This window comes from Orrella marina, assembly GCF_003058465.1.
In the GTDB taxonomy this organism is placed as follows: domain Bacteria; phylum Pseudomonadota; class Gammaproteobacteria; order Burkholderiales; family Burkholderiaceae_B; genus Algicoccus; species Algicoccus marinus.
Genome location: NZ_CP028901.1, coordinates 3,878,412 through 3,900,182 on the forward strand (window position 1 = coordinate 3,878,412; position 21,771 = coordinate 3,900,182).

At 56.7% G+C, this 21,771-nt stretch carries 19 protein-coding genes and 1 pseudogene; 7 read left to right on the top strand and 13 right to left on the bottom strand.

Annotated features, from left to right (window positions below; translation table 11 throughout):
- Position 1 precedes the first annotated feature (1 nt).
- Entirely contained in the window at positions 2–799 is a 798-nt protein-coding gene (gene rsmA, locus DBV39_RS17700) for a 16S rRNA (adenine(1518)-N(6)/adenine(1519)-N(6))-dimethyltransferase RsmA (RefSeq protein WP_108622686.1), read from the top strand.
- Here rsmA and DBV39_RS17705 read toward each other — a convergent pair.
- The 8 genes from DBV39_RS17705 to glyQ form a co-directional block, all read right to left on the bottom strand.
- On the bottom strand, positions 741–1,901 hold the full coding sequence (locus tag DBV39_RS17705) for a glycerate kinase (RefSeq protein WP_108622687.1): 1,161 nt from the start codon (positions 1,899–1,901) through the stop codon (positions 741–743). The two genes, rsmA and DBV39_RS17705, sit on opposite strands and share 59 nt — an antisense overlap.
- Complete coding sequence (locus tag DBV39_RS17710) at positions 1,898–3,142, bottom strand: nucleoside recognition domain-containing protein (protein ID WP_108622689.1); 1,245 nt, start codon at positions 3,140–3,142, stop codon at positions 1,898–1,900. Before DBV39_RS17710 ends, DBV39_RS17705 begins: the two co-directional genes overlap by 4 nt.
- Before the next feature lie 166 nt (positions 3,143–3,308).
- Positions 3,309–3,689 (bottom strand): lactoylglutathione lyase, encoded by a 381-nt coding sequence (gloA, locus tag DBV39_RS17715; RefSeq protein WP_108622691.1) that lies wholly within the window; start codon positions 3,687–3,689, stop codon positions 3,309–3,311.
- Between the two features lie 81 nt (positions 3,690–3,770).
- The gene (locus tag DBV39_RS17720; protein ID WP_108622693.1) at positions 3,771–4,604 is read right to left on the bottom strand and encodes a M48 family metallopeptidase; all 834 of its coding nucleotides are present in this window, start codon (positions 4,602–4,604) and stop codon (positions 3,771–3,773) included.
- A complete protein-coding gene (locus DBV39_RS17725; protein ID WP_108623367.1) occupies positions 4,601–5,341 on the bottom strand; it encodes a lysophospholipid acyltransferase family protein in 741 nt (246 codons plus the stop codon). The genes DBV39_RS17720 and DBV39_RS17725 overlap by 4 nt, the downstream gene beginning before the upstream one ends.
- Positions 5,341–5,886: a D-glycero-beta-D-manno-heptose 1,7-bisphosphate 7-phosphatase gene (gmhB, locus tag DBV39_RS17730; protein ID WP_108622695.1), complete on the bottom strand. Its 546-nt coding sequence runs from the start codon at positions 5,884–5,886 to the stop codon at positions 5,341–5,343. The genes DBV39_RS17725 and gmhB overlap by 1 nt, the downstream gene beginning before the upstream one ends.
- A complete protein-coding gene (gene glyS / locus DBV39_RS17735; RefSeq protein ID WP_108622697.1) occupies positions 5,883–8,042 on the bottom strand; it encodes a glycine--tRNA ligase subunit beta in 2,160 nt (719 codons plus the stop codon). Before glyS ends, gmhB begins: the two co-directional genes overlap by 4 nt.
- Positions 8,042–8,941, bottom strand: a complete 900-nt coding sequence (gene glyQ, locus DBV39_RS17740; RefSeq protein ID WP_108623368.1) for a glycine--tRNA ligase subunit alpha — start codon at positions 8,939–8,941, stop codon at positions 8,042–8,044. The genes glyS and glyQ overlap by 1 nt, the downstream gene beginning before the upstream one ends.
- A 154-nt stretch (positions 8,942–9,095) precedes the next feature.
- Between glyQ and DBV39_RS17745 the strand changes: the two genes are divergently transcribed.
- Both DBV39_RS17745 and DBV39_RS17750 read left to right on the top strand, forming a co-directional pair.
- Positions 9,096–9,863 carry a crotonase/enoyl-CoA hydratase family protein gene (locus DBV39_RS17745; protein WP_108622699.1) on the top strand — a complete coding sequence of 256 codons (768 nt, stop codon included), beginning with the start codon at positions 9,096–9,098 and terminating at the stop codon, positions 9,861–9,863.
- 71 nt (positions 9,864–9,934) lie between these two features.
- Positions 9,935–11,458, top strand: a complete 1,524-nt coding sequence (locus tag DBV39_RS17750) for a fumarate hydratase (protein ID WP_108622701.1) — start codon at positions 9,935–9,937, stop codon at positions 11,456–11,458.
- 177 nt (positions 11,459–11,635) lie between these two features.
- Here the strand turns inward: DBV39_RS17750 and DBV39_RS17755 are convergent, their stop codons facing one another.
- The 5 genes and pseudogenes from DBV39_RS17755 to DBV39_RS17775 all read right to left on the bottom strand — a co-directional run bounded on the left by DBV39_RS17755 (position 11,636) and on the right by DBV39_RS17775 (position 17,152).
- On the bottom strand, positions 11,636–12,646 hold the full coding sequence (locus DBV39_RS17755; RefSeq protein ID WP_108622703.1) for a cytochrome d ubiquinol oxidase subunit II: 1,011 nt from the start codon (positions 12,644–12,646) through the stop codon (positions 11,636–11,638).
- A 52-nt stretch (positions 12,647–12,698) separates the two neighbouring features.
- Positions 12,699–14,116: pseudogene (locus DBV39_RS17760) on the bottom strand (cytochrome ubiquinol oxidase subunit I).
- On the bottom strand, positions 14,106–14,693 hold the full coding sequence (locus DBV39_RS17765) for a GbsR/MarR family transcriptional regulator (protein ID WP_108622706.1): 588 nt from the start codon (positions 14,691–14,693) through the stop codon (positions 14,106–14,108). Before DBV39_RS17765 ends, DBV39_RS17760 begins: the two are co-directional and overlap by 11 nt.
- A gap of 330 nt (positions 14,694–15,023) precedes the next feature.
- A complete protein-coding gene (locus DBV39_RS17770) occupies positions 15,024–16,217 on the bottom strand; it encodes a CaiB/BaiF CoA transferase family protein (RefSeq protein ID WP_108622708.1) in 1,194 nt (397 codons plus the stop codon).
- 20 nt (positions 16,218–16,237) lie between these two features.
- Positions 16,238–17,152, bottom strand: a complete 915-nt coding sequence (locus tag DBV39_RS17775; RefSeq protein WP_108623369.1) for an SDR family NAD(P)-dependent oxidoreductase — start codon at positions 17,150–17,152, stop codon at positions 16,238–16,240.
- Positions 17,153–17,373: 221 nt separating this feature from the next.
- Between DBV39_RS17775 and DBV39_RS17780 the strand changes: the two genes are divergently transcribed.
- The 4 genes from DBV39_RS17780 to DBV39_RS17795 are packed head-to-tail and all read left to right on the top strand — an operon-like array spanning position 17,374 to position 21,764.
- A complete protein-coding gene (locus DBV39_RS17780; protein WP_108622710.1) occupies positions 17,374–18,564 on the top strand; it encodes an acyl-CoA dehydrogenase family protein in 1,191 nt (396 codons plus the stop codon).
- Positions 18,565–18,617: 53 nt separating this feature from the next.
- On the top strand, positions 18,618–19,736 hold the full coding sequence (locus DBV39_RS17785) for an acyl-CoA dehydrogenase family protein (protein WP_108622712.1): 1,119 nt from the start codon (positions 18,618–18,620) through the stop codon (positions 19,734–19,736).
- A 10-nt stretch (positions 19,737–19,746) separates the two neighbouring features.
- The gene (locus tag DBV39_RS17790; protein WP_108622713.1) at positions 19,747–20,577 is read left to right on the top strand and encodes an FAS1-like dehydratase domain-containing protein; all 831 of its coding nucleotides are present in this window, start codon (positions 19,747–19,749) and stop codon (positions 20,575–20,577) included.
- Complete coding sequence (locus DBV39_RS17795; RefSeq protein WP_108622715.1) at positions 20,574–21,764, top strand: CaiB/BaiF CoA transferase family protein; 1,191 nt, start codon at positions 20,574–20,576, stop codon at positions 21,762–21,764. The genes DBV39_RS17790 and DBV39_RS17795 overlap by 4 nt, the downstream gene beginning before the upstream one ends.
- Positions 21,765–21,771 lie beyond the last annotated feature (7 nt).

Here is a 21,771-nt window from a genome sequence, read left to right on the forward strand (position 1 = left end):
CGTGTCGCGTCATCAGGCAAGAGCGCGATTTGGTCAGAACTTCCTGAAAGATCAGGTGGTGATTGATTCGATCGTTCGTGCAATCGACCCGCAGCCACAGGATCGTATGGTCGAGATCGGACCCGGGCTGTCTGCGTTGACTGTCCCTCTGATGGCCAGGCTTGATCACCTGACCGTTGTCGAAATTGACAGAGATCTGGCGGCCCGCCTGCGTCAGCTTGCCGGGCCAGACAGACTGACTGTGATCCAGCAGGATGCACTGACTGTCGATTTTGCTAGTATGGGAGATGGTTTGCGTCTGGTCGGAAACCTTCCGTACAACATTTCAACGCCATTGCTCTTTGCCTTTCTGGATGCTGCCGATCATGTGAAAGATCAGCACTTTATGTTGCAACGCGAAGTGGTGGACAGAATGGTTGCCCGCGAGGGTAGCTCTGACTACAGTCGACTGTCCGTAATGCTGCAATATCGATACCGGATGCACAAGCTGTTCGATGTTGACCCCCAGGCATTTGAGCCCGCACCCAAAGTTGTTTCAGCGATTGTCCGCATGATTCCTCTCCCGGCTGATCGTACCCGGGCAGACGATGAGGCGCTTTTTGGCCAGGTTGTTCAAAGGGCATTCTCCCAGCGTCGAAAAATGTTGCGGCGGGCACTCGGTGACTGGGCTGGACAGGTTGATTGGCAATCTGTGGGCGTTGAGCCGACTGATCGGGCCGAACAGGTATCGGTTCAGGGGTTTATTCGGTTGGCCAACGATCTGGCCCGACACGTGCGCCCAGAAGCATCGTGCGCATGATGTCACGGGTCCTGTTCTGAAGCAGGTTTGCCGCGTCTGAGCAGGCTTGTTGCAGACTCATGGGACCGGGTGCCAGACTGAATGCTGCTCCCAGTCCGTGCTCGTACATTGCTTCATATCCTGTTCCCAGTGAACCTGCGATCCCGATCACTGGTACACCATGGCGATAGGCCGTGCGAATCACTTGCATTGGGGCTTTACCGTAAAGTGTTTGTCCGTCCAGTCGACCTTCTCCGGTAATCACCAGATCTGCGCCAGCAATCAGGTGATCAAGCTGTACGAGTTCTGCCACGAGTTCAGCACCTGGCCTCACCGTCGCACCGAGCCAGGCGATCGCACCGTATCCGATACCGCCTCCGGCACCCGCGCCTGGCACCTCCCGTTTGTCTTCACCCTTGATCTCGCTCGTCAGATCAGCGAAATGTGCGAGCGTTTCGTCCAGGTTTCTGACTTGTTCGGGCGTCGCCCCTTTCTGAGGACCAAATATTGAACTGGCACCACGCTCACCGCACAAGGGGTTGTCCACATCGGTCGCAACGATCCAGCGTACAGTCGGAATGCGAGAATCGAGTGACGAAGTGTCCAGACTCGCCAGTCGGGCGAGATCGTGCGGGGCGCCTGACAACTCGTCACCTGAAGCATCTCTCAATCCGAGTCCCAGTGCCTTGAGCATGCCTGCACCACAGTCGTTTGTTGCAGAGCCGCCCGCCGTCAGTACGATTGTCCTGGCTCCCTGGTCAAGGGCCTTGCAGATCAGCATACCAACCCCGGTCGTGTCTGACTGCATGACCGCGCGCTTGTGGGGACAGATCTGCTCGAGTCCTGCGGCACTGGCCATCTCGATGAAAGCCGTGTCAGGCTCGATCCATCCCCAGTTTGCAGTGCACGGTCTACCCAGTGCGTCGAGGACATGGGCTGAGCGGGTCTGTCCAGAAGTTCCTCGCATCAGTGCATCCAGTGTCCCCTCACCACCGTCAGCCATGGGCCGTTCAATGATGTCAGCATGCGGTAGAACCTTCCGGATGCCTTTGGCGATGGCACTGGCCACGCTCGCAGCATCCAGGCTTTCTTTAAACGAGTCAGGTGCAATGATTATTTTCATGGGGAGAGCCCATTGGCGAAGAATACGTAGCAGACTGCGATTGCGGCCAGTATGCCAGCAAGATCAGCAACCAGTGCACAGCCGACTGCATGGCGGGCTCTCGAGATGCCGACTGAGCCGAAGTACACGGCCAGAACATAAAAGGTTGTCTCGGTACTGCCCTGTACGGTCGCAGACAGCAGTCCGGCAAAGCTGTCGACACCGTGATGCTGCATGGTCTCGATCATCAGTCCTCTCGCTGCACTCCCTGAGAACGGTTTGACCAGCGCGGTCGGCAGGGCATCGACAAAGCGGGTGTCGGTTCCGATCCATTCGAACAGCAGACGGATCAGATGAAGCAGAAAGTCCAGGGCACCGGACGCACGCAGGAAACCGATGGCGCACAGCATGGCAACCAGATAGGGCAAGAGGTCGCGGGCGACGTTGAACCCATCCTTGGCGCCTTCGACGAAGCTCTCGTAAACCGGGACTTTTCGCCAGGCCCCCATGATGAGAAACAGCACGATAAGCACCAGAATCGCCAGATTGCCGGTGAGCGTTGAGATGTGTGTCAAGGTGGTGGCGCTGACACTGGCGGCCAATGCCAGAATCCCACTGATCAGCAAGGCTGTCGCACCCACATAGAGCAGGACAACAGGATCTTTTAGCGGCAGGCGCTGTACCCAGGCGACTGCCAGCAAGCCTGCGAGCGTGGACGCACTGGTAGCGAGCAATATGGGCAGAAACACCAATGCCGGATCGGGTGCGCCCTGCTGCAAACGGTACATAAATATCGTCACCGGCAACAGGGTCAGGGACGATGTGTTGAGCACCAGGAACAGAATCTGTGCGTTGCTTGCTGTATCGGGCTTCCGATTCAGTGTCTGCAACTCGCGCATGGCCCGCAGTCCGACAGGGGTGGCCGCGTTGTCCAGACCAAGGCCATTGGCTGCGTAGTTCATGGTGATCAGGCCGAGTGCCGGATGGCCTCGCGGCACTTCCGGCATCAGCCTTGCAAACAATGGTGAGAGCCAGCGTGCGAGGGTGTTGACCAGACCGGCATTCTCGGCAATCCTGAGCAGACCAAGCCAGAGCGTCAAGGTTCCAAAGAGCACCACCATGATCTCGACTGACACTCTGGCCATGTCGAACAGGCTGGTGACCATACGCGACAGGACGTCAGCGTCGCCTAGCCACAACCATTGAGTCAGACCAGCAATGGTTCCCAGGATAAAAAAAGTCAGCCAGAGAATGTTTAGCATGTTGAGACCTGGTCTGCGTGTCTGGACGGGTTACGCGCGACGCGAGTGTTACCTGAGGGGGATAGTATCAGTGGGTATCGGCCGCGCTTGACGCGGCCAGGATGCTCACCCTGAGAGGATTGCTGTGGTCAATGGTGTTCGCGAATCAAGTTTGCTGAATGGGTTTTCACCTCTCGATGAACTCGATCTTGTAGCCGTCTGGATCCTCAACAAACGCAATCACCGTGGTGCCGTGCTTCATGGGACCCGCTTCACGGGTCACTTTGCCCCCTTTCTCTCGTACCCGGTCACAGGCTTGGGCAGCGTTCTCAACCTGGAGCGCGATATGGCCGTATCCCGTTCCAAGGTCATAAGTGGGTGTATCCCAGTTGTGAGTCAACTCCAGCACTGCACCTTCGGACTCATCCTGATAGCCGACAAAAGCGAGCGTGAAACGGCCGCCAGGATAGTCCTTTCTGCGCAGCAGGCGCATGCCCAGAACGCTGGTGTAGAAGTCGATTGAACGGTCAAGGTCGCCGACGCGAAGCATGGTGTGAAGGATGCGCATGATGAACTCCTAAGAAATGTTGCGTTTGAAGGATCATACAACTCACCTGAGTCGGTCTGCCAGGTCACACGACCAGCTGTTTCAAAGTTCAGGGAGTTGTCCGGGAACATGCGCCTTCAAAAGCGTGTGTCCCCGTATGTAATCAGGATAGATTGCTTTGAGTGTCTGCCAGAATGCGGCGCTGTGGTTGAGTTCCTTCAGGTGTGCCAGTTCATGGGCAATAACGTAGTCAATGACCGGCTTCTCGAAGTGAATCAACCGCCAGTTCAGTCCGATTCTGCCCTGACTGTTGCAGGAGCCCCAGCGTCCACTTGCGTTGGACAGCCGCCAACTGGTCGGCTTGAGTCCGCACTGGGCTTCGAAGGCTGCCAGACGCAGTCCAAACCAATGTCTGGCCTGGGCCTGCAACCAGCCCTGTGCCATCTCTCGAATCTGCTGAGGCTGGGCCTGAGCGGGTAAGCGTAGCCACAACCTGTCTGCTTCGGCGGGCATCAGGGGGTCGCCTTCGAACCAGTACTGGTCTCTGCGTCCAGACGAATGGCGAGAACCATCGCATAGCTCAATGGCTAGTCCCATGTAAGGAATCCTGCCACCAAACTGCCAGTTCCGTTCAGCGGTAGCCATCTTTTCTTTTCGAATCGCGGTCTCGCTCAGTTTTCCCACAATCCAGTCAAACTTGGTCACGATCGCTGATTCGATCTGGGCCATGCCGACCCAGGAAGGTGCTGCCACACGAAGGCCATTCTCGCCGACTGTCAGTCCGATCGAGCGCCGCCGGGATCTCACAAGCTGATACTGAAGGGCTACACCCTGAAGATGGACCGTGCGCAGGTCGATGCCAATCTGGCTGTTGCGTGTCGCACCGGATGGCGTCAGTTCAAGCGAATCGAAGTCCAGTGACAGCTGCCGGCTCATACTGATTTCCGGGATCTTGGTGGTCGAGCTGAGGAAATCCTGGTCATCTCGGTTTCAATCCAGGCATAGACCTTGTCATTGAGTTCTTCCGGACTCAGGCCGTCTGGCGAAATCGCTGGACCGATCGAGACGGTGACAGTACCAGGCCTCTTGGTGAAAGAGTGGCGCGGCCAGACTTCACCAGCGTTGAGCGCGATTGGAATGATGGGCGCTCCGGTACGATGAGACAGCAAGGCACCGCCCATCTTGAAACGTCCCATCTTGCCCGGTGCGACGCGGGTACCTTCCGGAAAAAGAATCGGCCACCTGCCTTCATCGAGCCGTTTCTGGCCAGCCGCCACAACCTGCTCGAACGCTTCCTTGCCCTTCGCGCGATCGATAGGAATCATGCGCAACAGAGCCAGCCCCCACCCGAAAAATGGAATCCGATGCAGTTCCCGCTTGTATACAAAGCAGACTTCCCGGGGCATGTGGCTGGGCAGAAACAATGTCTCCCAGGCGGATTGATGCTTGGACAGAACGATCGCCGGTCCATCAGGAAGATTCTCCCAGCCCTCGATTCTCCAGCGTACGCCACACAGTACGCGTGCACCCCAGATTGCCATTCTTGGCCATCCCATGGTCAGTCGGTAACGCCAGTGCAAAGGCAATGGAGCACACAGCAAGGTGAAAAAGGCGTACGGAATGACAGTCACCGTCAGTAGCAGGTAATAGAGCGAAGCACGTATCCAGGCCATCATGACGCCTGCTTGGAGAGTAGTTCGTCGACCACCGCAGCGAGGTCTGCTGCCTGTCGTGTACCGGGCGGCAAGTCCGGACTATCCTTGTAGCGCGTGCCGTTACCCGTCATGACAAGCCATGGATTGCATCCAGCCAAAGCACTTGCCTGCAGGTCACGCAAGGAATCGCCCACAGCGGGTACGCCAGCGAGAGGCTTGTCAAATCGCTGTGAGATCGCCTCAAAGAGGCCGGGTTTCGGCTTGCGGCAGGTACAGTCTTCATCCGGGCCATGCGGGCAGACGAAGAACGCGTCAATTGCACCACCTAGCGCATTGAGCATCTGCCGGCATTTCTGATGCATGGCATTCAACATTGCAGCGTCGAAGTATCCTCTGGCAAGCCCGGACTGATTGGAGGCCACGACAATCTTCCAGCCTGCCTGATGCAGTCTGGCGATGGCCTCCAGACTACCGGGGAGTGGAATCCACTCTTCAGGACTTTTGACGTACTCGACGCTATCCACGTTGATGACGCCATCGCGGTCAAGGATGATCAGTTTCACGGTGTCAGCCTTGAAATGTCGGCAACCTGGTTCATCATACCGTGCAGTCGTGACAGGAGTGCAAGCCGGTTGTTACGTACATGCTCGTCATCGGCCATGACCATGACCTCATCAAAGAACTGGTCAACCGGTTGCTTGAGCACGGCCAGCGCCGCGAGTGCCTGCTCAAAGCGGGCTTGCTGCATGTGGTCACGCACGTCGGGCTCGATCGACTGGATCTGCGCAGCCAGTGAGGCTTCCGCCGCCTCCGTCAGCAGCGACTCCTGAATTTCCGGGAATGTGATTGACGATTTCTTCAGAATGTTGCCAATCCGCTTGTTGGCTGCGGCCAGGCTTTGTACCGCCTCGCTCTGCATGAATGCCTGCGTGGCCTCAATACGGGCGACGATCTGCTCGAGAGCAGGAGAGAGCGCAAAAACCGCTTCGACGGCAGAACGCTCATAGACTGATGCGAGCTGATTGCGATAGCGCTCGCGAATGAACGCACTGACAGCCCCCACAGTGTCACGCTCAAGCGATACCGAGTCTTCGAATGTTTGCCATGCCGCCTGCAGGAGGTCCTCAAGCAGCATGACGGGTTCGTCCACCAGCGGCAGGTAGGCACTGTTGTGGAGTTGTTCAAATGCACTGATCATGCCAAGCGCTGCGCGGCGCAGGCCGAACGGGTCACGCTCTCCGGTCGGCGCCAGGCCGATCCCCCAGATGCCGATCAGGGTCTCCGCACGTTCTGCCAGGAACAGGGCAATGGCAGGCAGGTCAACGGGTTCGACTGCCTCTGTCCAGCGAATCTGGTACTGAGTGGTGATGGCTTTGACGACCGATTCGGGTTCACCGTCATTGCGGGCGTAGTATCCGCCCATGATGCCCTGCAGTTCCGGGAATTCACCGACCATCAGTGTTGTCAGATCTGCCTTTGCGAGCAAGGCGGCCCGCTCGCAATGAGACTGATCAGCACCCAGTTTGCGGGCAATCCAGGCCGCGACCTGACGAATCCGCTCGATCCGGGCACCCTGAGAGCCGAGCTTGTTGTGATAGACGATGTGATCGAGCGCCTGGGTGCGATCTGCCAGTTGCTGTTTGCAGTCCGTCGTGTAGAAGAACTCGGCATCGGCCAGACGGGGCCTGACCACGCGCTGATTGCCTTCGATGATGGCGCATGGGTTCTCGATGGGCATGTTGCTGACGATCAGAAACTGGTGCGTGAGCTTGCCGTCGACCCGGTCGAATAGCGGGAAGTACTTCTGATTCAGGCGCATGGTCAGGATCAGGCATTCCTGGGGGACCGCCAGAAATCTGGGTTCGAACTCGCCGACATAGACCGCCGGGGCCTCGACCAGCGCAGTCACCTCGTCAAGCAGAGCAGCGACCGCCGGGTCGTTGCCTGTTGTCGCATTGAGTGCAGCTGCAGCCTGCTCCAGCGCATGCGCAATCTCGTCCCGTCTCTTTGTGAAGCTGGGTACGACATGGCCTTGACTGATGAGCGTGGTCTCATACTGATCAGCAGACTCGATGACAATCGGCTCTGGATGCAGAAAGCGGTGTCCCTGGGTTTCACGTCCTGACTGAAGGCCCAGAGCTTCGATGGGGATTACCCGTTCCCCATGCAGGCATATGAGCGCATGGGCGGGTCGTACGAAGTTGACACTGGTCACGCCGTCTGCGAGCTGATAACGCATCACTTTGGGAATAGGGAGACTGGACAGCGCGTCCTGGACGACACCTTGCAGGCAGTCTTTGAGCCTGGCACCGGGAGCGGTGCCCTGTGCAATCAGGTACATCTGCTTGCCATCATCAATCTGCTCGAGATCACTTACGCTCAGATGCTGCAGACCTTTGGCAGCCAGCTTCTTCTGCAACGCGGGTGTAGGCTGGCCTTGTGCGTCGAGTCCAACCTTCACCGGCATGAGCTTCTCTGTGAAGGGCTGGTCCGCGGCGACATCAAGAACGCCCGACAGTCGTACAGCCAGTCGGCGTGGTGTTGCAAACACTGTTGTTTCGCTTGCTTCAGAAAGCAGTTGGCGAGTTGACAACGCCTGTCTGACATTCTCGGCAAACGCGTCACTCAGGCGTTGCAGCGCTTTTGGGGGCAACTCTTCTGTGAGCAGTTCAATCAGCAATGAGGCCTTGTTGGGGGCATGAGTGGGTGTGGCAGTCATCAAACCTTGACCTCGTTCGACTTGAGCATGGGAAACCCGAGTGCTTCTCTTGATTCGTAATAGGCCTGGGCGACCGCGCGTGACAGGTTACGGATCCGGCCAATATAAGCGGCTCGCTCTGTGACACTAATGGCGCCGCGGGCATCGAGCAGGTTGAACGTATGTGCGGCCTTGAGCGTCGCTTCGTAAGCGGGCAGAGCCAGCGGCACTTCCATCAGACGTTTGGCCTGCGCTTCGTAGTCGTTGAAGTGCTGAAACAGAACTTGCGCATTGGCATGTTCGAAATTGTAGGTCGATTGCTCTACTTCATTCTGGTGAAACACGTCACCGTAGGTGAGTCGCCAGCCGTTGCGGTCGGTCCAGATCAGGTCGTACACGCTCTGGACGTCCTGCAGGTACATGGCCAGGCGCTCCAGGCCGTAGGTGATTTCGCCTGTGGTCGGGCTGCAGTCGATGCCACCCACTTGCTGGAAGTAGGTGAACTGAGTCACCTCCATTCCATTGAGCCATACTTCCCATCCAAGGCCCCAGGCTCCGAGCGTCGGATTTTCCCAGTCGTCCTCGACAAACCGGATGTCGTGTTCCTTCGGATTGATGCCGATTGCCTCAAGTGAGCCCAGATACAGATCAAGGATGTCTGGCGGGGCGGGTTTGAGCACCACCTGATACTGGTAGTAGTGCTGCAGACGGTTAGGATTCTCGCCGTAACGTCCATCCTTCGGACGACGCGAGGGCTGCACATAAGCTGCGCGCCAGGGTTCGGGGCCGATGGCTCGCAGGAATGTTGCCGTGTGAGATGTGCCTGCGCCGACTTCCATGTCATATGGTTGCAGCAGGGCGCACCCTTTCTGGTCCCAGTAATCCTGCAGCTTCAGAATGATTTGCTGAAATGAGAGCATGTGAGCCTGATTCATGTGGGGTTCCGCCTGCATCCTGAGGGGGATGCAGGCCTCGATGGGTTGCATTTTAACGTGCCATGCCACTTGCGCCTGTGCACCCCTGGGCTGATCGCCTATGATTGTCGGTTTGGGAACAGTCCGGAGGGCGAACGCTGTGTCAGAGTATGTGCAAGTCAGTCAACATGAAGGCATCCTGATCATCACCATTAATCGGCCAGATGCTCGCAATGCAGTCAATTACGAGTGTGCCCGGCAAATGGCCGAGGCGTTCGAGCGGCTCGATCAGGATCCTGCATTACGAATCGGGATTCTGACAGGCGCAGGCGGAACGTTCAGTGCTGGCATGGATCTGAAAGATTTTGCGAAAACCCGGGTGCGTCCAAGGATCGGTGACAAGGGTTTTGCAGGCCTGAATGAGGCTCCCCCGTCCAAGCCTCTGATTGCTGCTGTGGAAGGCTTTGCTGTCGCAGGGGGCTTCGAGATGGTGCTCTCCTGTGATCTGGTGGTCGCCTCGCGCCAGGCCCAGTTCGGTTTGCCAGAGGTCAAGCGTGGCCTGGTGGCAGGTTCTGGCGGATTGCTCAGACTGCCGCGTCGTCTGCCGTATCACATCGCCATGGAGCTTATTCTGACGGGTGATCACTTCACGGCAGAGCGCGCCAGTGCTTTTGGGCTGGTCAATGTACTTTGTGATCCAGGCCAGGCGCTGGAAGAGGCAATCCGGCTGGCTCAGCGTATCGAACAGAACGGGCCACTGGCCGTACAGACTTCGAAGAAAATTGTGATCGAAGGCCAGGACTGGGAGCAGCACGAGATGTTTGCTCGTCAGGCACCCATGATGACGCACATTTTTGAGTCCGAGGATGCCAGAGAAGGTGCACTTGCCTTCGCAGAGAAGCGACCGCCCCGCTGGCAGGGCCGTTGACCATTAAAATGCGGACAGATCCATCAGCTTAGTGTGAAGTATCCAGATTCCAATATGAAGAGGAAGTCGACATGACAGTCACGATCAAGGAAGATGACCTGATTGAATCGATCGCCGATGCGATTCAGTTCATTAGCTACTACCATCCCGCCGATTACATCAAGCACCTGGCGCGCGCCTACGACCGTGAGCAGAGCCCGGCCGCAAAAGATGCGATGGCGCAGATTCTGACCAACTCCAGGATGTGTGCAGAAGGTCATCGTCCCATCTGTCAGGACACGGGTATCGTGAACGTGTTTCTCAAAGTCGGGATGGGGGTGCGTTTTGACAGCAAGCGCGATCTTCAGTCGATTTGTGATGAAGGCGTCCGTCGCGGTTACCTGAATCCGGATAACCCGTTGCGTGCCTCGGTTCTGGACGACCCGCTGTTCACCCGCAAGAACACCAAGGACAACACCCCCTGTATCGTCTCGGTCGAGCTGGTACAGGGCGATACGGTCGAGGTTCAGGTCGCAGCAAAAGGTGGCGGCTCCGAGAACAAGTCCAAGATGGTGATGCTCAACCCGAGCGACTCGCTGGTCGACTGGGTCCTTAAAACCGTTCCGACGATGGGTGCAGGCTGGTGTCCACCAGGCATGCTCGGCATAGGGGTGGGTGGAACCGCAGAGAAAGCGACCCTCATGGCCAAACAGGCTCTGATGGAAGATCTCGATATGTATGAGCTTCTGGAGCGCGGTCCGAGCAGTCCGCTTGAAGAACTGCGAATCGAGTTGTACGAGAAGGTCAATGCACTGGGTATCGGCGCACAAGGGCTCGGCGGACTCACCACCGTCCTTGATGTCAAGATCAAAACCTTCCCGACCCACGCGGCGTCCAAGCCTGTTGCCATGATCCCCAACTGCGCTGCAACTCGCCACGCTCATTTTGTGCTGGATGGAAGCGGTCCTGCCCGGCTTGAGCGTCCGTCTCTGTCGGATTGGCCCGATGTGAAATGGGCGCCCGACTACAAGGCATCCCGTGCCGTGGATCTGAACAAACTGACCAAGGAAGAGGTTGCGAGCTGGAAACCCGGGCAGACGCTGCTGCTGTCCGGCAAGATGCTCACTGGTCGTGACGCCGCGCACAAGCGGATTCAGGACATGCTGGCCAAAGGCGAGAAGCTGCCGGTTGATTTCACCAACCGCATCATCTACTACGTGGGTCCGGTTGATCCCGTACGCGAAGAAGTGGTGGGACCAGCAGGTCCGACCACATCAACCCGTATGGACAAGTTCACCGAGATGATGCTGGCTCAGACTGGCCTGATTGCAATGGTTGGTAAGGCCGAGCGTGGTCCAGCGGCCATTGAGGCCATTCGCAAGCATCAGTCTGCATACTTGATGGCAGTCGGTGGTGCGGCCTACCTGGTCTCCAAGGGGATCAAGGATGCCAAAGTAGTGGCATTTGAAGACCTTGGCATGGAAGCCATTTACGAGTTCGATGTGGTTGACATGCCTGTGACGGTTGCTGTGGATGCCAATGGTACCTCTGTTCACGAAACTGGTCCCAAAGAGTGGTCTGCCAAGATCGCCGGCATTCCGGTTGTGACTGCCTGATTACTTTTGAGCTTTGACGCGTAAGCGTTTAAAGAGTGAAAGTGGCTGAAACCCAGGCGCCAGTCTCCTTAGAGTCTGGCGCCTGGGTTTTCTTTTGGGGCTGTGCTGAGTCGGGCTTCAATGCAGGTTTCTGGCCGGATCTGCAAGCCTGGTGCCTGATGTGCAAAAGGTCATGTCTCAGTCGTAGCTCAGGTCTTTGGCTTTACCGTGGAAGATTTTGTAGGCCAGAATTGTGTAGCCAAAGAGGACCGGGAGCACCACCAGAGCACCGACCAGAATGATCACGAGTGATTCAGGCGCACTGGCCGAGTCGACAATGGTCAGTTGGTCCGGAACGATGTAGGGGTAAAAGCTGTATGCCAGCCCATGAAAGCACAGGATAAAAATCCCGATCGTCAGTATGAAGGGCACCCAGTTCCAGCGGTCTTCTGGCTTGGGCATCTGACGCAGCATCACTTCCAGCGCAGTGATCAGCGAGAGTGTGATGACTGGAATCGGTGCCAGCAGCACAATGTTCGGAAAAGAAAACCATTTCTCGAAAATGCGCTCACTGACTAGTGGCGTTGAGATCGAGATCAGTGCGATCGCCAGCATGGTGCCCCACAGGCTGTAGCGCGCCCATTGCACGGACTTGGCCTGCAGGGCGCCTTCTGTTTTCATGATCAGCCAGCATGCTCCGATGAGGGAATAGCCGGCTGCGATGCAGACACCAACCAGCAACGAGAAAGCAACGCCGGCCGGGCTTGAATCAAATCCGAGAATGTAGGAGCCGAGCATGTAGCCTTGTGAGACCGCCGCCAGCAACGAGCCTGCAAAAAACACGTTGTTCCATCTTTCCTTGTGATCGATTTTGGCTTTGGCCCGAAAGTCGAACGCCACCCCTCGCAGAATCAGCCCGATCAGCATCACAGCAACCGGCAGATAGAGACTGCTCAATATGACCCCATGCGCGGCCGGAAAGGCAACCAGCAACAAGCCAACGCCAAGGACAAGCCAGGTTTCATTGGCATCCCAGAACGGGCCGATTGATCCGATCATCCGGTCTTTCTCTGTGTCGGTGGCTTGCCGGAGCAGAATCCCGACGCCCAGGTCATAGCCGTCCAGAACCGCATAAACCAGCATCGCAAAGCCCATCAAGAATGCAAAGGTCAGGGGCAGCCATGCAGCGTTTTCAAACAGAATGCTCATGTTGGTTCTCGCTTGCTTCGTATTCGATTAAACGATTGATATCCGGACCACCTCAGAATGCCACCGGCTTGTCCGCAAGTGACGGCGGATTGCGTCGAGGCAGGTTGCTGACTGGTGGTGCGATATTGATGTCGTTTGTCACGGTTTCACCACTTTGTCCGGGAGGCGTGGTATGGCCCGCCTTGCGCGCCATATAGAACAAGGTTGTGATGAATGCTGTCATCAGCACGGCGTAGATCGTGAGATACATGCTCAGGCTGATGCCGATGACTGGAGCCGGGACGTCTGATATCGCGTCGACTGTGCGCAGAACGCCTGACACCAGCCAGGGCTGGCGACCGATCTCCGTGACGTACCAGCCCGAAACAGTCGCGATCCAGCCCGAGAACGTGGTGGCAAGCAATGTCATCCCCAGAGTGCGGCTAACGGTCTTGTGCCTCCAGAGGGAGTAAGCCGCAAACCATGCGACGGCAAGCATTAACAGACCGGTTCCAACCATGATCCTGAAGGCCCAGAATACCGGGGCGACAGGAGGATGGGCACCCTCGAACTCGTTAAGCCCTTTGAGTTCTCCACTCCATTCGTGCTTCAGGATCAGGCTCGCCAGGTTCGGAACTTCGATGGCGTAATCATTGGTCCGGGTCTCTTCATTGGGCAGGGCGAACAAGACCAGCGGAGCACCTCGCTCGGTCTCCCACAGACCCTCCATGGCCGCAACTTTCTGGGGCTGGTGCGTCAGTGTATTCAGTCCATGCAGGTCCCCATGAAAATTTGCAAGGGAATGAGGATGGCTGCGGTGATGACGCCAGTTTTAAGGGCAGCGAACACCGCGGGCGTACGGTCGATCCTGAGCCAGCGATAGGCGGACAGTCCCGCGACCAGAAAGGCGGCGGTCAGGCCGGACGCGAGCAGCATATGGCTGAAGCGGTAGGGAAACGACGGATTGAAAATGATCTGAAGCCAGTTCGTGGCGTGGGCGACGCCATCCCGCATCTCGAATCCGACCGGTGTGTGCATCCAGCTGTTGAGTACCAGAATCCAGAATGCCGAGGCAGTGGTGCCGAATGCCACCAGAAACGTGGCGAGGTTGTGCATCCAGGGGGAGACCCTCCTGAATCCGAACAGCATGATGCCAAGGAACGTTGCCTCGAGAAAGAAGGCCGTCAGGACCTCATAGGCGAGCAAGGGCCCTGCGATATTGCCAACCGTCTCCATGAAGCCTGGCCAGTTGGTGCCGAACTGGAACGACATGGTGATACCGCTGACTACACCCATCGCAAAGCTGAGCGCGAACACCTTGGTCCAGAAGAAATAAGCCTCCATCCATTTGTAGTCGCCGGTTCTGTTGTAGCGCAGCTTGAAAAAAAGCAGTATCCAGCCCAGCGCAATCGTGATGGTTGGAAACAGAATGTGAAATGTGATGTTGGCGGCGAACTGGATTCGCGCAAGCAGTGCTGGGTCAAGTTCCATCGTCTGGGTTTCCAGGTTTACCTGAGTTTCCGGGCTTGGGGTCAAACAGTCTGTTTTTCATGTCGTAGACTTTGAAGGCTTTCGAGCCGAGTTTCAGAAGATTTAGCAGTTGGTCAGGCTCAAGTTTCTGCATGTCCTGATACCAGAGGGTGAGCGTTTCGATCAGGTCGTGCATCTCGCGCATCCTGACCTGTGCCTGGCGCTCCTCCTGAGAGGCGGGGCTTTCCATCAGGATGTCGCGCAACATAGTGAGTGTGGGTTCAATCTCGCGCTTGCGTCGTTGTTCGACCAGTGTGCGTACGATTTCCCAGATGTCGTCAGGGACAGTGAAGTGATCACGCCTATCGTTGGGCAGGTGCACCAGCCGGATGAGCTGCCAGGAGTCCAACTCACGCAGCCCCATACTGACGTTCGATCGCGCAAATCCGAGTGCCTCACAGATATCGTCGGCATTGAGTGGGCGCTGAGACAAGTAGAGAAGGGCGTAGATCTGCCCAACCGTTCGGTTGATACCCCAGCGTGACCCCATTTCACCGAAATGAAGGACAAAGGATTGAGTCGTTGGAGGAAGATTCATGGTTTTCATTTATTTCTGTAATTTCTGAAATAATAATTTTTTAAGAATGTTTGTGATACATTAACCCCATACCTTGACAGGGTTCATTTGATAGGTCCCACTCGAGCTCGAGTGACTGCATAAGGCAGCGCGATTTGCTGTTGTCGGGTCGGAGCATGTTCTTTGACCCCTTTAATAGAGCACACATCCGGATATGTCTTGCGGTTGTCATGCACCGCCGTGTCACGTGCCTGGATTTTTCATGAAAAAACCCCGCCAAAACGTATTTGACGGGGTTCTGCTGCTCTGGCTGGCTTGTATCGACCCAGAGTAACTGGATAGCCGCTTTAGTTACTTCAACCCAAACTCGCGCAGAATTTCGTCGGTATGCTCACCCAGAGTTGGTGCGTGGCGACGGTACTCGATCGGCGTATCCGAGTAGCGGATTGGGTTGGCCGTGGTCGGCGAGACACCACCGAGTGGATGGGGGACTTCCTTCCATAACTCGCGTGCCTTGACTTGAGGGTGATCGAACACCTGGTCAATCGTCTGGATCGGGCCACAGGGTACGCCAACTGGCTCGAACGCCGCAATCCACTCGTCACGCGTACGGGAGGCAAGAATCTCTTCTAGCATCGGAATAAGCGTGTCGCGATTCTGAATACGCTTGCTATTGGTGACGTAGCGCTCGTCAGTTGCCAGCTCGGGGCGCTCGATGGCTTTGCAGAAGGAGCGGAACTGTGAGTCGTTACCCACGGCAGCGATCATATGCCCATCTGATGTCTTGAACACCTGGTAAGGTACAACGTTCTGGTGTGCATTACCCGCCCGGCCAGGAGCGACACCTGAAGTCATGTAGTTCAGTGTCTGGTTAGCCAGCATGGCCACGTGACAGTCCAGCAGGGCCAGATCAATATACTGACCCTTGCCGCTGCGATTGCGCTCGTGCAGTGCACCAAGAATGGCCATTGAGGCATACAACCCGGTGATGACGTCTGTGACAGCTACACCCGCTTTCTGAGGGCCACCACCTGGCTGATCGTCTCGCTCACCTGTGATGCTCATGAGTCCACCCATGCCCTGGATCATGAAGTCATATCCGGGTCGCGAGGCAAACGGTCCGTCTTGTCCGAATCCCGTGATCGAGCAATAGATCAGCCCGGGCATGTCATCCTTGAGGCTTTCGTAGTCAAGGCCGTACTGCTTGAGGCCACCGACCTTGAAATTCTCGATGAGAACATCGCATTGACTTGCGATTTTGCGCACCGCCTGCGCGCCTTCCGGAGTCGACAGATCGATGGCGATTGAGCGCTTGTTGCGATTGGTGCTGAGGTAGTAAGCAGATTCTGACGTGTCCTGGCCTTGCTCGTCTCTGAGGTAGGGCGGTCCCCAGGCACGGGTGTCATCACCTGTGCCTGGGCGCTCAACCTTGATGACATCTGCGCCCAGGTCGGCCAGGTTCTGTGCGCAGAACGGACCGGCGAGGACGCGAGAAAGATCCAGAACCCGCACACCGGCGAGCGGCGCGCGTCGTGGTTCAGTCATGAGTTGGCTCCGTGAATGACTTAGATTGGATCCCAGTCGATTGCTTCAGGGGAACGCTCCATTGCCATGAAGTGATGCTTCAGGGCTGGTGTCGCGATCTCTGCAATCAGCTCAGGCGTCCAGCCGTCGCTCATGTGAACCGAGCGGATCGGACGTGGCTGGCTAAAGAGCATGATTTCGTTAGCACGAACACCGAAAATCTGGGCGTTGACTTCGCTTGCCGCATCGCTTGCCAGGTATACGGCCATCGGTGCAACTTTTGCAGCTTCCATTTTCTGCATCTTGGCAACGCGGGCCTTTTCTTCGGGCGTGTTGGCAGGGATCGAGCTGGTCATGCGGCTCCAGGCGAACGGTGCAATGCAGTTCGAACGAACATTGTAGCGGCTCATGTCGAGCGCAATCGACTTGGACAGGGCAGCGATACCGAGCTTGGCAGCCGAGTAGTTGGCCTGGCCAAAGTTGCCGATCAGGCCCGAGGTGGAGGTCATGTTCACGAACGCACCTGACTCCTGCTCACGGAAATGGTTGGCAGCGGCGCGGCTCACGAAGAAAGTGCCGTTCAGGTGCACATCAAGAACCTGGCTCCACTCTTCGTCGCTCATCTTGTGGAACATGCGGTCGCGCAGGTTGCCTGCGTTGTTGACCACTGCATCAATACGGCCAAAATGCTGGATTGCTGTTTCAATGATCGCGTTGGCCGACGCACGGGTCGCAACGCTGTCAGTGTTGGGGACTGCAATGCCACCAGCAGCTTTGATTTCTTCAGCGACCTTTTCTGCCGGGCCAGCAGTCTGCCCTTCGCCGGTCAGCGCTGCGCCGATGTCGTTGACAACGACCTTGGCGCCAGCCTTACCCATGGCAAGGGCGATTTCACGGCCAATCCCGCCACCTGCACCCGTGACGACAACGACCTTTCCAGCCATCAATCCACTCATATTGATTTCTCCCATACTGTGTTGTTTTTGAGGTTAGCCTGTTATGGTAATCATTAAAACAACTTGAATGCTATTCGATTTTGGATAGGGCAGCATTTCGGCATTAAAAAACCGTTTCTGGTGACATGCTTTGCCTTGTCTGAAAGCGGCATTCCAAAATAAGAGATTCCGGCCACGAGAGTGGCTTTGTTACAGTTCCACGGGTTGATAGAGAGGAAACTATGGATTTGACCTGGACCGAAGAAGAGGCAGCATTCCGCCAGGAAGTGCGGGCGTTCACCGAGAAGAACCTGCCGAGTGACATTCGAGAAAAGCAGATGCACCATCAGCGTCTGGCCAAGGATGATTACATCCGTTGGCACCGTATCCTGGCCGCGCACGGCTGGGGTGCCCCGACCTGGCCCAAGGAATTCGGTGGAACGGGATGGTCGGCTATTCAAAGACTGATTTTTGAGATTGAGACTTTCAAAGCAGGAGCCCCCCGTCTGCTGTCATTTGGTCTGAGCATGATCGGACCTGTCCTGATGAAGTATGGCAACGAAGCCCAGAAGTCCTACTACCTTCCACGCATCATCCAGATGGATGACTGGTGGTGCCAGGGCTACTCCGAGCCTGGTTCCGGGTCTGACCTTGCTTCATTGAAGACGCGCGCTGAGCGGGTTGGTGACAAATACATCATCAATGGCCAGAAGACCTGGACGACGCTCGCACACCACGCCGACCACATGTTCTGTCTGGCGCGGACCGATTCGGCAGTCAAACCGCAGCGCGGCATCTCCATGATCCTGATCGACATGCGCCAGCCTGGCGTGACGGTACGCCCGATCAAGACGCTTGACGGCGGCGCCGAGGTCAATGAAGTCTGGCTCGAGAACGTCGAGGCACCTGTCGAGAATCTGGTCGGTGAAGAGAATCAGGGGTGGACAATCGCCAAGTACCTGCTGGGTCACGAGCGCACGGGTATCGCCGGCATCGGTCACTGTCACCGCGAGTTGATGATCCTGAAGAAGATGGTCAAAGCCGCGATGAATAGCGGCAAGTCGATGAGCATGGACTCACGCATGATGGATAAGGTCAACCAGATAGAAGCACAGGTGCTGGGACTGGAAATGTTGCTGTTGCGTGTCGCAGCAGACAGCACTGCAGGCCCTGGACCTCAGGCATCCATCCTGAAGATTCGCGGCTCGGAACTGCAGCAGGATCTGGCAAGGTTGCAGATGGAAGTGGCAGCCATGGAGTCATGGCCTTATGACCCGGCCTGGATGCGTGCAGAGAATGATTTCCACGGCCCTGGAGACGAGTTTGATCTGGGTGGCGGTGCAACCTACTTTGATATGCGCAAGACCACGATCTACGGCGGTACGACTGAAGTCCAGAAGGGCATCATCGTCAAGCACATTATTGGTGTGTAAGTGCTGCTTCATGCTGGGTCTTCAATACTGACAACCGGATAACAGGATAGAAAATGGATTTCGCATATTCAGAAGAACAGCGCATGCTCACAGACAGCCTGCGCAGGGTGATGGTCGATACCTGGGCATTCGACAAGCGTCGTGCCCGATTCGAGGCAGGCAAACTGGACCGTGGGACCTGGAGCCAGCTGGCTGAGCTAGGTGTTACGGGCCTGATGGTGCCTGAGCAATACGGTGGTTTCGGAGAGAGCACGGCAACGATGCTCGCAGTGCATATGGAACTTGGTTACGGACTGGTTGCCGAGCCGGTGATTCCAAGTGCGGTAATGGCTGTCACCATACTTGCCGAAAGTGATAACGAAGCGCTCAAGAATGAATGGTTGAGTTCGCACGCCGAAGGTCAGACCGTTTTGACCGTCGCCTGGCAGGAGTCGGGTGAGCGCTACAGCACCGCTCCCACAGCCACCCAGGCGCAAAGCAAGGATGGCGGCTATGTGATCAAAGGCGCCAAGCGTCATGTCTGGCATGCAGCTGGATCCGATGCCATGATTGTCACTGCTGTCCTTGATGGGGAAATGGCGCTTTTCCTGGTGCCTACATCGGCTCAAGGCGTTGTCGTTGAGGACTTTCCGACCTTCGACCAGGCGCGTAGCGGTAACGTGACGCTGACCGACGTTGCTCTGGATGGTTCAGCATTGATTGCAAAAGGTCAGGCCGCCGAGGACGCGTTTGCGAAAGGTCTGGATTTCGCGATCACAGCACTGTGTGCACATGCCAGTGGTGCCATGAAGCGCCTGATCGAGATCACCACCGAGTACCTGAAAACACGCAAGCAGTTTGGTCAGCCACTGATCAACTTCCAGGCATTGCAGCACCGCGTGGCCGACATGCTGATCCATCAGGAAATGGCCGTCTCGCACACCTATGTGGCGACCATGTCCCTGGCCGGTGATACGGCGGCTTTGCGTGCCAGACGCGTGTCGATGGCCAAGAACGAAGTGTCCAGCGCTGCACGCTTTGTGGGCGAACAGGCCGTGCAGTTACATGGCGGGATGGGCGTTACCAATGAGCTGGAAGTGGGTGACTTCTTCAAGCGCCTGACGTTTGCAGAGTTCCTGCTAGGCGACTCGATCTTTCATCAGCAACGCGCGTTGGCTGTTGACGTAGCCTGAGGGAGCAAGCATGAGTGAAGCCAGACTTGAGGACTGGATTGGCAAATCCCAGACGACCGAAGATGCACTGGATCTGGGGCACGCTGCCCGCATCGCGGCCACATTGGGCGAAATAGCCCCCGAAAAAGGACAGCCCCTGTCGCCATTGTGGCACTGGTGCTTCTTTCTCGAATCGGTTCCGATGACCGGACTGGGTACAGACGGTCATCCGGCCAGAGGCGGGTTCCTGCCACCGGCTGAAGGTCGTAACCGGATGTGGGCGGGTGGTCGCGTGAGCTTCGAGGGAGATTTGCTGGCAGGTATACCGGCCACGCGAACATCGACCGTGTCCAAAATCACCGAAAAGCAGGGCAAAACCGGTTCGTTGCTGTTTGTGACGGTGACACACGAAGTGTCCCAGTCTGGCAAGCGTGTGGTGCTCGAGGAGCAGGACATTGTTTACAGGACCCCGAGCCCTCCCAAGCTGCAGGGAACTGAGCCAGCTCCAGAAGCTCAGTGGAGCAAGCCCATCGAGCCAACGCCGACATGGCTGTTCCGGTACTCGGCGCTGACCTTTAACGGTCACCGAATTCACTACGATTTTCCGTATGTGACTGAGGTCGAAGGTTACCCGGGTCTGGTTGTTCACGGTCCGCTGATTGCAACCAGTATGGTGCAGTCGTTCAGAGAGGCAAATCCGGGCGTACGCGTTACACATCTGGCCTACCGTGGGTTGCGCCCACTCATCTGCCCGACACCCTTTGAGGCGCAAGGCAGCATCTCCGAAGAGGGGGTGGCACAGATCTGGGCTGCGCAAGACGGAACGCTTGCGCATCAAGCAGAATTGAGGTTCGAGAAATGACAGGAAATGTAAGACCACTTGATGGCATCACAGTTATCAGTCTGGAGCACGCCATCGCAGCGCCGTTCTGCACCCGACAGCTTGCTGACATGGGTGCCAGAGTCATCAAGGTAGAGCGCCCTGAAGTGGGGGATTTTGCGAGGGGGTATGACGAACGGGTTCGCGGTATGGCATCCCATTTTGTCTGGACCAACCGTTCCAAGGAAAGTCTGACACTGGACCTGAAAAACGACCGTGCGCAGGACTTGCTGCATGATCTGCTCGCCAAAGCCGATGTGCTGGTTCAGAATCTGGCGCCAGGTGCTGCTGCACGTATGGGGTTGTCATTTGAAGCCTTGCACGACAAGTATCCGCAGTTGATTGTCTGTGATATCACCGGATATGGTGTCGGCGGTCCATATGAGAAGAAAAAAGCCTACGATCTGCTGATCCAGAGTGAAAGCGGCTTTGTCTCGGTCACCGGGTCCCCCGATGCGCCAGCCAAGGCTGGATGTTCCATTTCGGACATCGCGGCTGGCATGTATGCGTACACCGGCATCCTGAATGCGTTGTTGTTGCGTGGCAAGACGGGCAAGGGCAGCCATCTGGACGTTTCCATGCTCGAGAGTATGGTCGAATGGATGAACTTCCCGTTGTACTACGCATTTGAAGGGGCGGCGCCTCCGCCGCGGGCTGGTGCTGCGCATGCAACGATCTTCCCGTATGGGCCGTTCCCTGTTGGTGACGGCACAACAGTCATGCTGGGGTTGCAGAACGAGCGCGAGTGGCGCGTGTTCTGTGAGAAAGTGATCTTTCAGCCAGGACTGGCCGATGATGATAGTTTCTCGTCCAATTCCAAGCGCGTGTCCAACAGGGCGGCCCTGACAGATCTGATCAGGCAAGCGTTTTCCGATCTCACCATGGATCAGGTTGTGGAGCGCCTTGAAGCGGCTCAGATCGCCAATGCGCGCGTCAATGAAATGAAGGATGTCTGGGCTCACCCTCAGCTCAAGGCAAGGGATCGCTGGCGTGAAGTGCCTAGCCCAGTCGGAACATTGCCAGCGCTGATTCCACCTGGTACCAACTCGGACTTCGATCCACGCATGGATGCAGTGCCGGGGCTCGGTGAGCACACGAGCCAGATTCTTGCTGAACTTGGGGTCAGTGAGGCAGAGCTGAACAGGCTCGCGACCGACAAAGTCATTTAAGCGAAAT

Coding starts and splice junctions, on each gene's coding strand:
- DBV39_RS17705 (WP_108622687.1), bottom strand. CDS start 1,901: ATGAAAATAATCATTGCACCTGACTCGTTTAAAGAAAGCCTGGATGCT.
- DBV39_RS17710 (WP_108622689.1), bottom strand. CDS start 3,142: ATGCTAAACATTCTCTGGCTGACTTTTTTTATCCTGGGAACCATTGCT.
- gloA (WP_108622691.1), bottom strand. CDS start 3,689: ATGCGCATCCTTCACACCATGCTTCGCGTCGGCGACCTTGACCGTTCA.
- DBV39_RS17720 (WP_108622693.1), bottom strand. CDS start 4,604: ATGAGCCGGCAGCTGTCACTGGACTTCGATTCGCTTGAACTGACGCCA.
- DBV39_RS17725 (WP_108623367.1), bottom strand. CDS start 5,341: ATGGCCTGGATACGTGCTTCGCTCTATTACCTGCTACTGACGGTGACT.
- glyS (WP_108622697.1), bottom strand. CDS start 8,042: ATGACTGCCACACCCACTCATGCCCCCAACAAGGCCTCATTGCTGATT.
- glyQ (WP_108623368.1), bottom strand. CDS start 8,941: ATGCTCTCATTTCAGCAAATCATTCTGAAGCTGCAGGATTACTGGGAC.
- DBV39_RS17750 (WP_108622701.1), top strand. CDS start 9,935: ATGACAGTCACGATCAAGGAAGATGACCTGATTGAATCGATCGCCGAT.
- DBV39_RS17755 (WP_108622703.1), bottom strand. CDS start 12,646: ATGAGCATTCTGTTTGAAAACGCTGCATGGCTGCCCCTGACCTTTGCA.
- DBV39_RS17765 (WP_108622706.1), bottom strand. CDS start 14,693: ATGAATCTTCCTCCAACGACTCAATCCTTTGTCCTTCATTTCGGTGAA.
- DBV39_RS17770 (WP_108622708.1), bottom strand. CDS start 16,217: ATGACTGAACCACGACGCGCGCCGCTCGCCGGTGTGCGGGTTCTGGAT.
- DBV39_RS17775 (WP_108623369.1), bottom strand. CDS start 17,152: ATGAGTGGATTGATGGCTGGAAAGGTCGTTGTCGTCACGGGTGCAGGT.
- DBV39_RS17780 (WP_108622710.1), top strand. CDS start 17,374: ATGGATTTGACCTGGACCGAAGAAGAGGCAGCATTCCGCCAGGAAGTG.
- DBV39_RS17785 (WP_108622712.1), top strand. CDS start 18,618: ATGGATTTCGCATATTCAGAAGAACAGCGCATGCTCACAGACAGCCTG.
- DBV39_RS17790 (WP_108622713.1), top strand. CDS start 19,747: ATGAGTGAAGCCAGACTTGAGGACTGGATTGGCAAATCCCAGACGACC.
- DBV39_RS17795 (WP_108622715.1), top strand. CDS start 20,574: ATGACAGGAAATGTAAGACCACTTGATGGCATCACAGTTATCAGTCTG.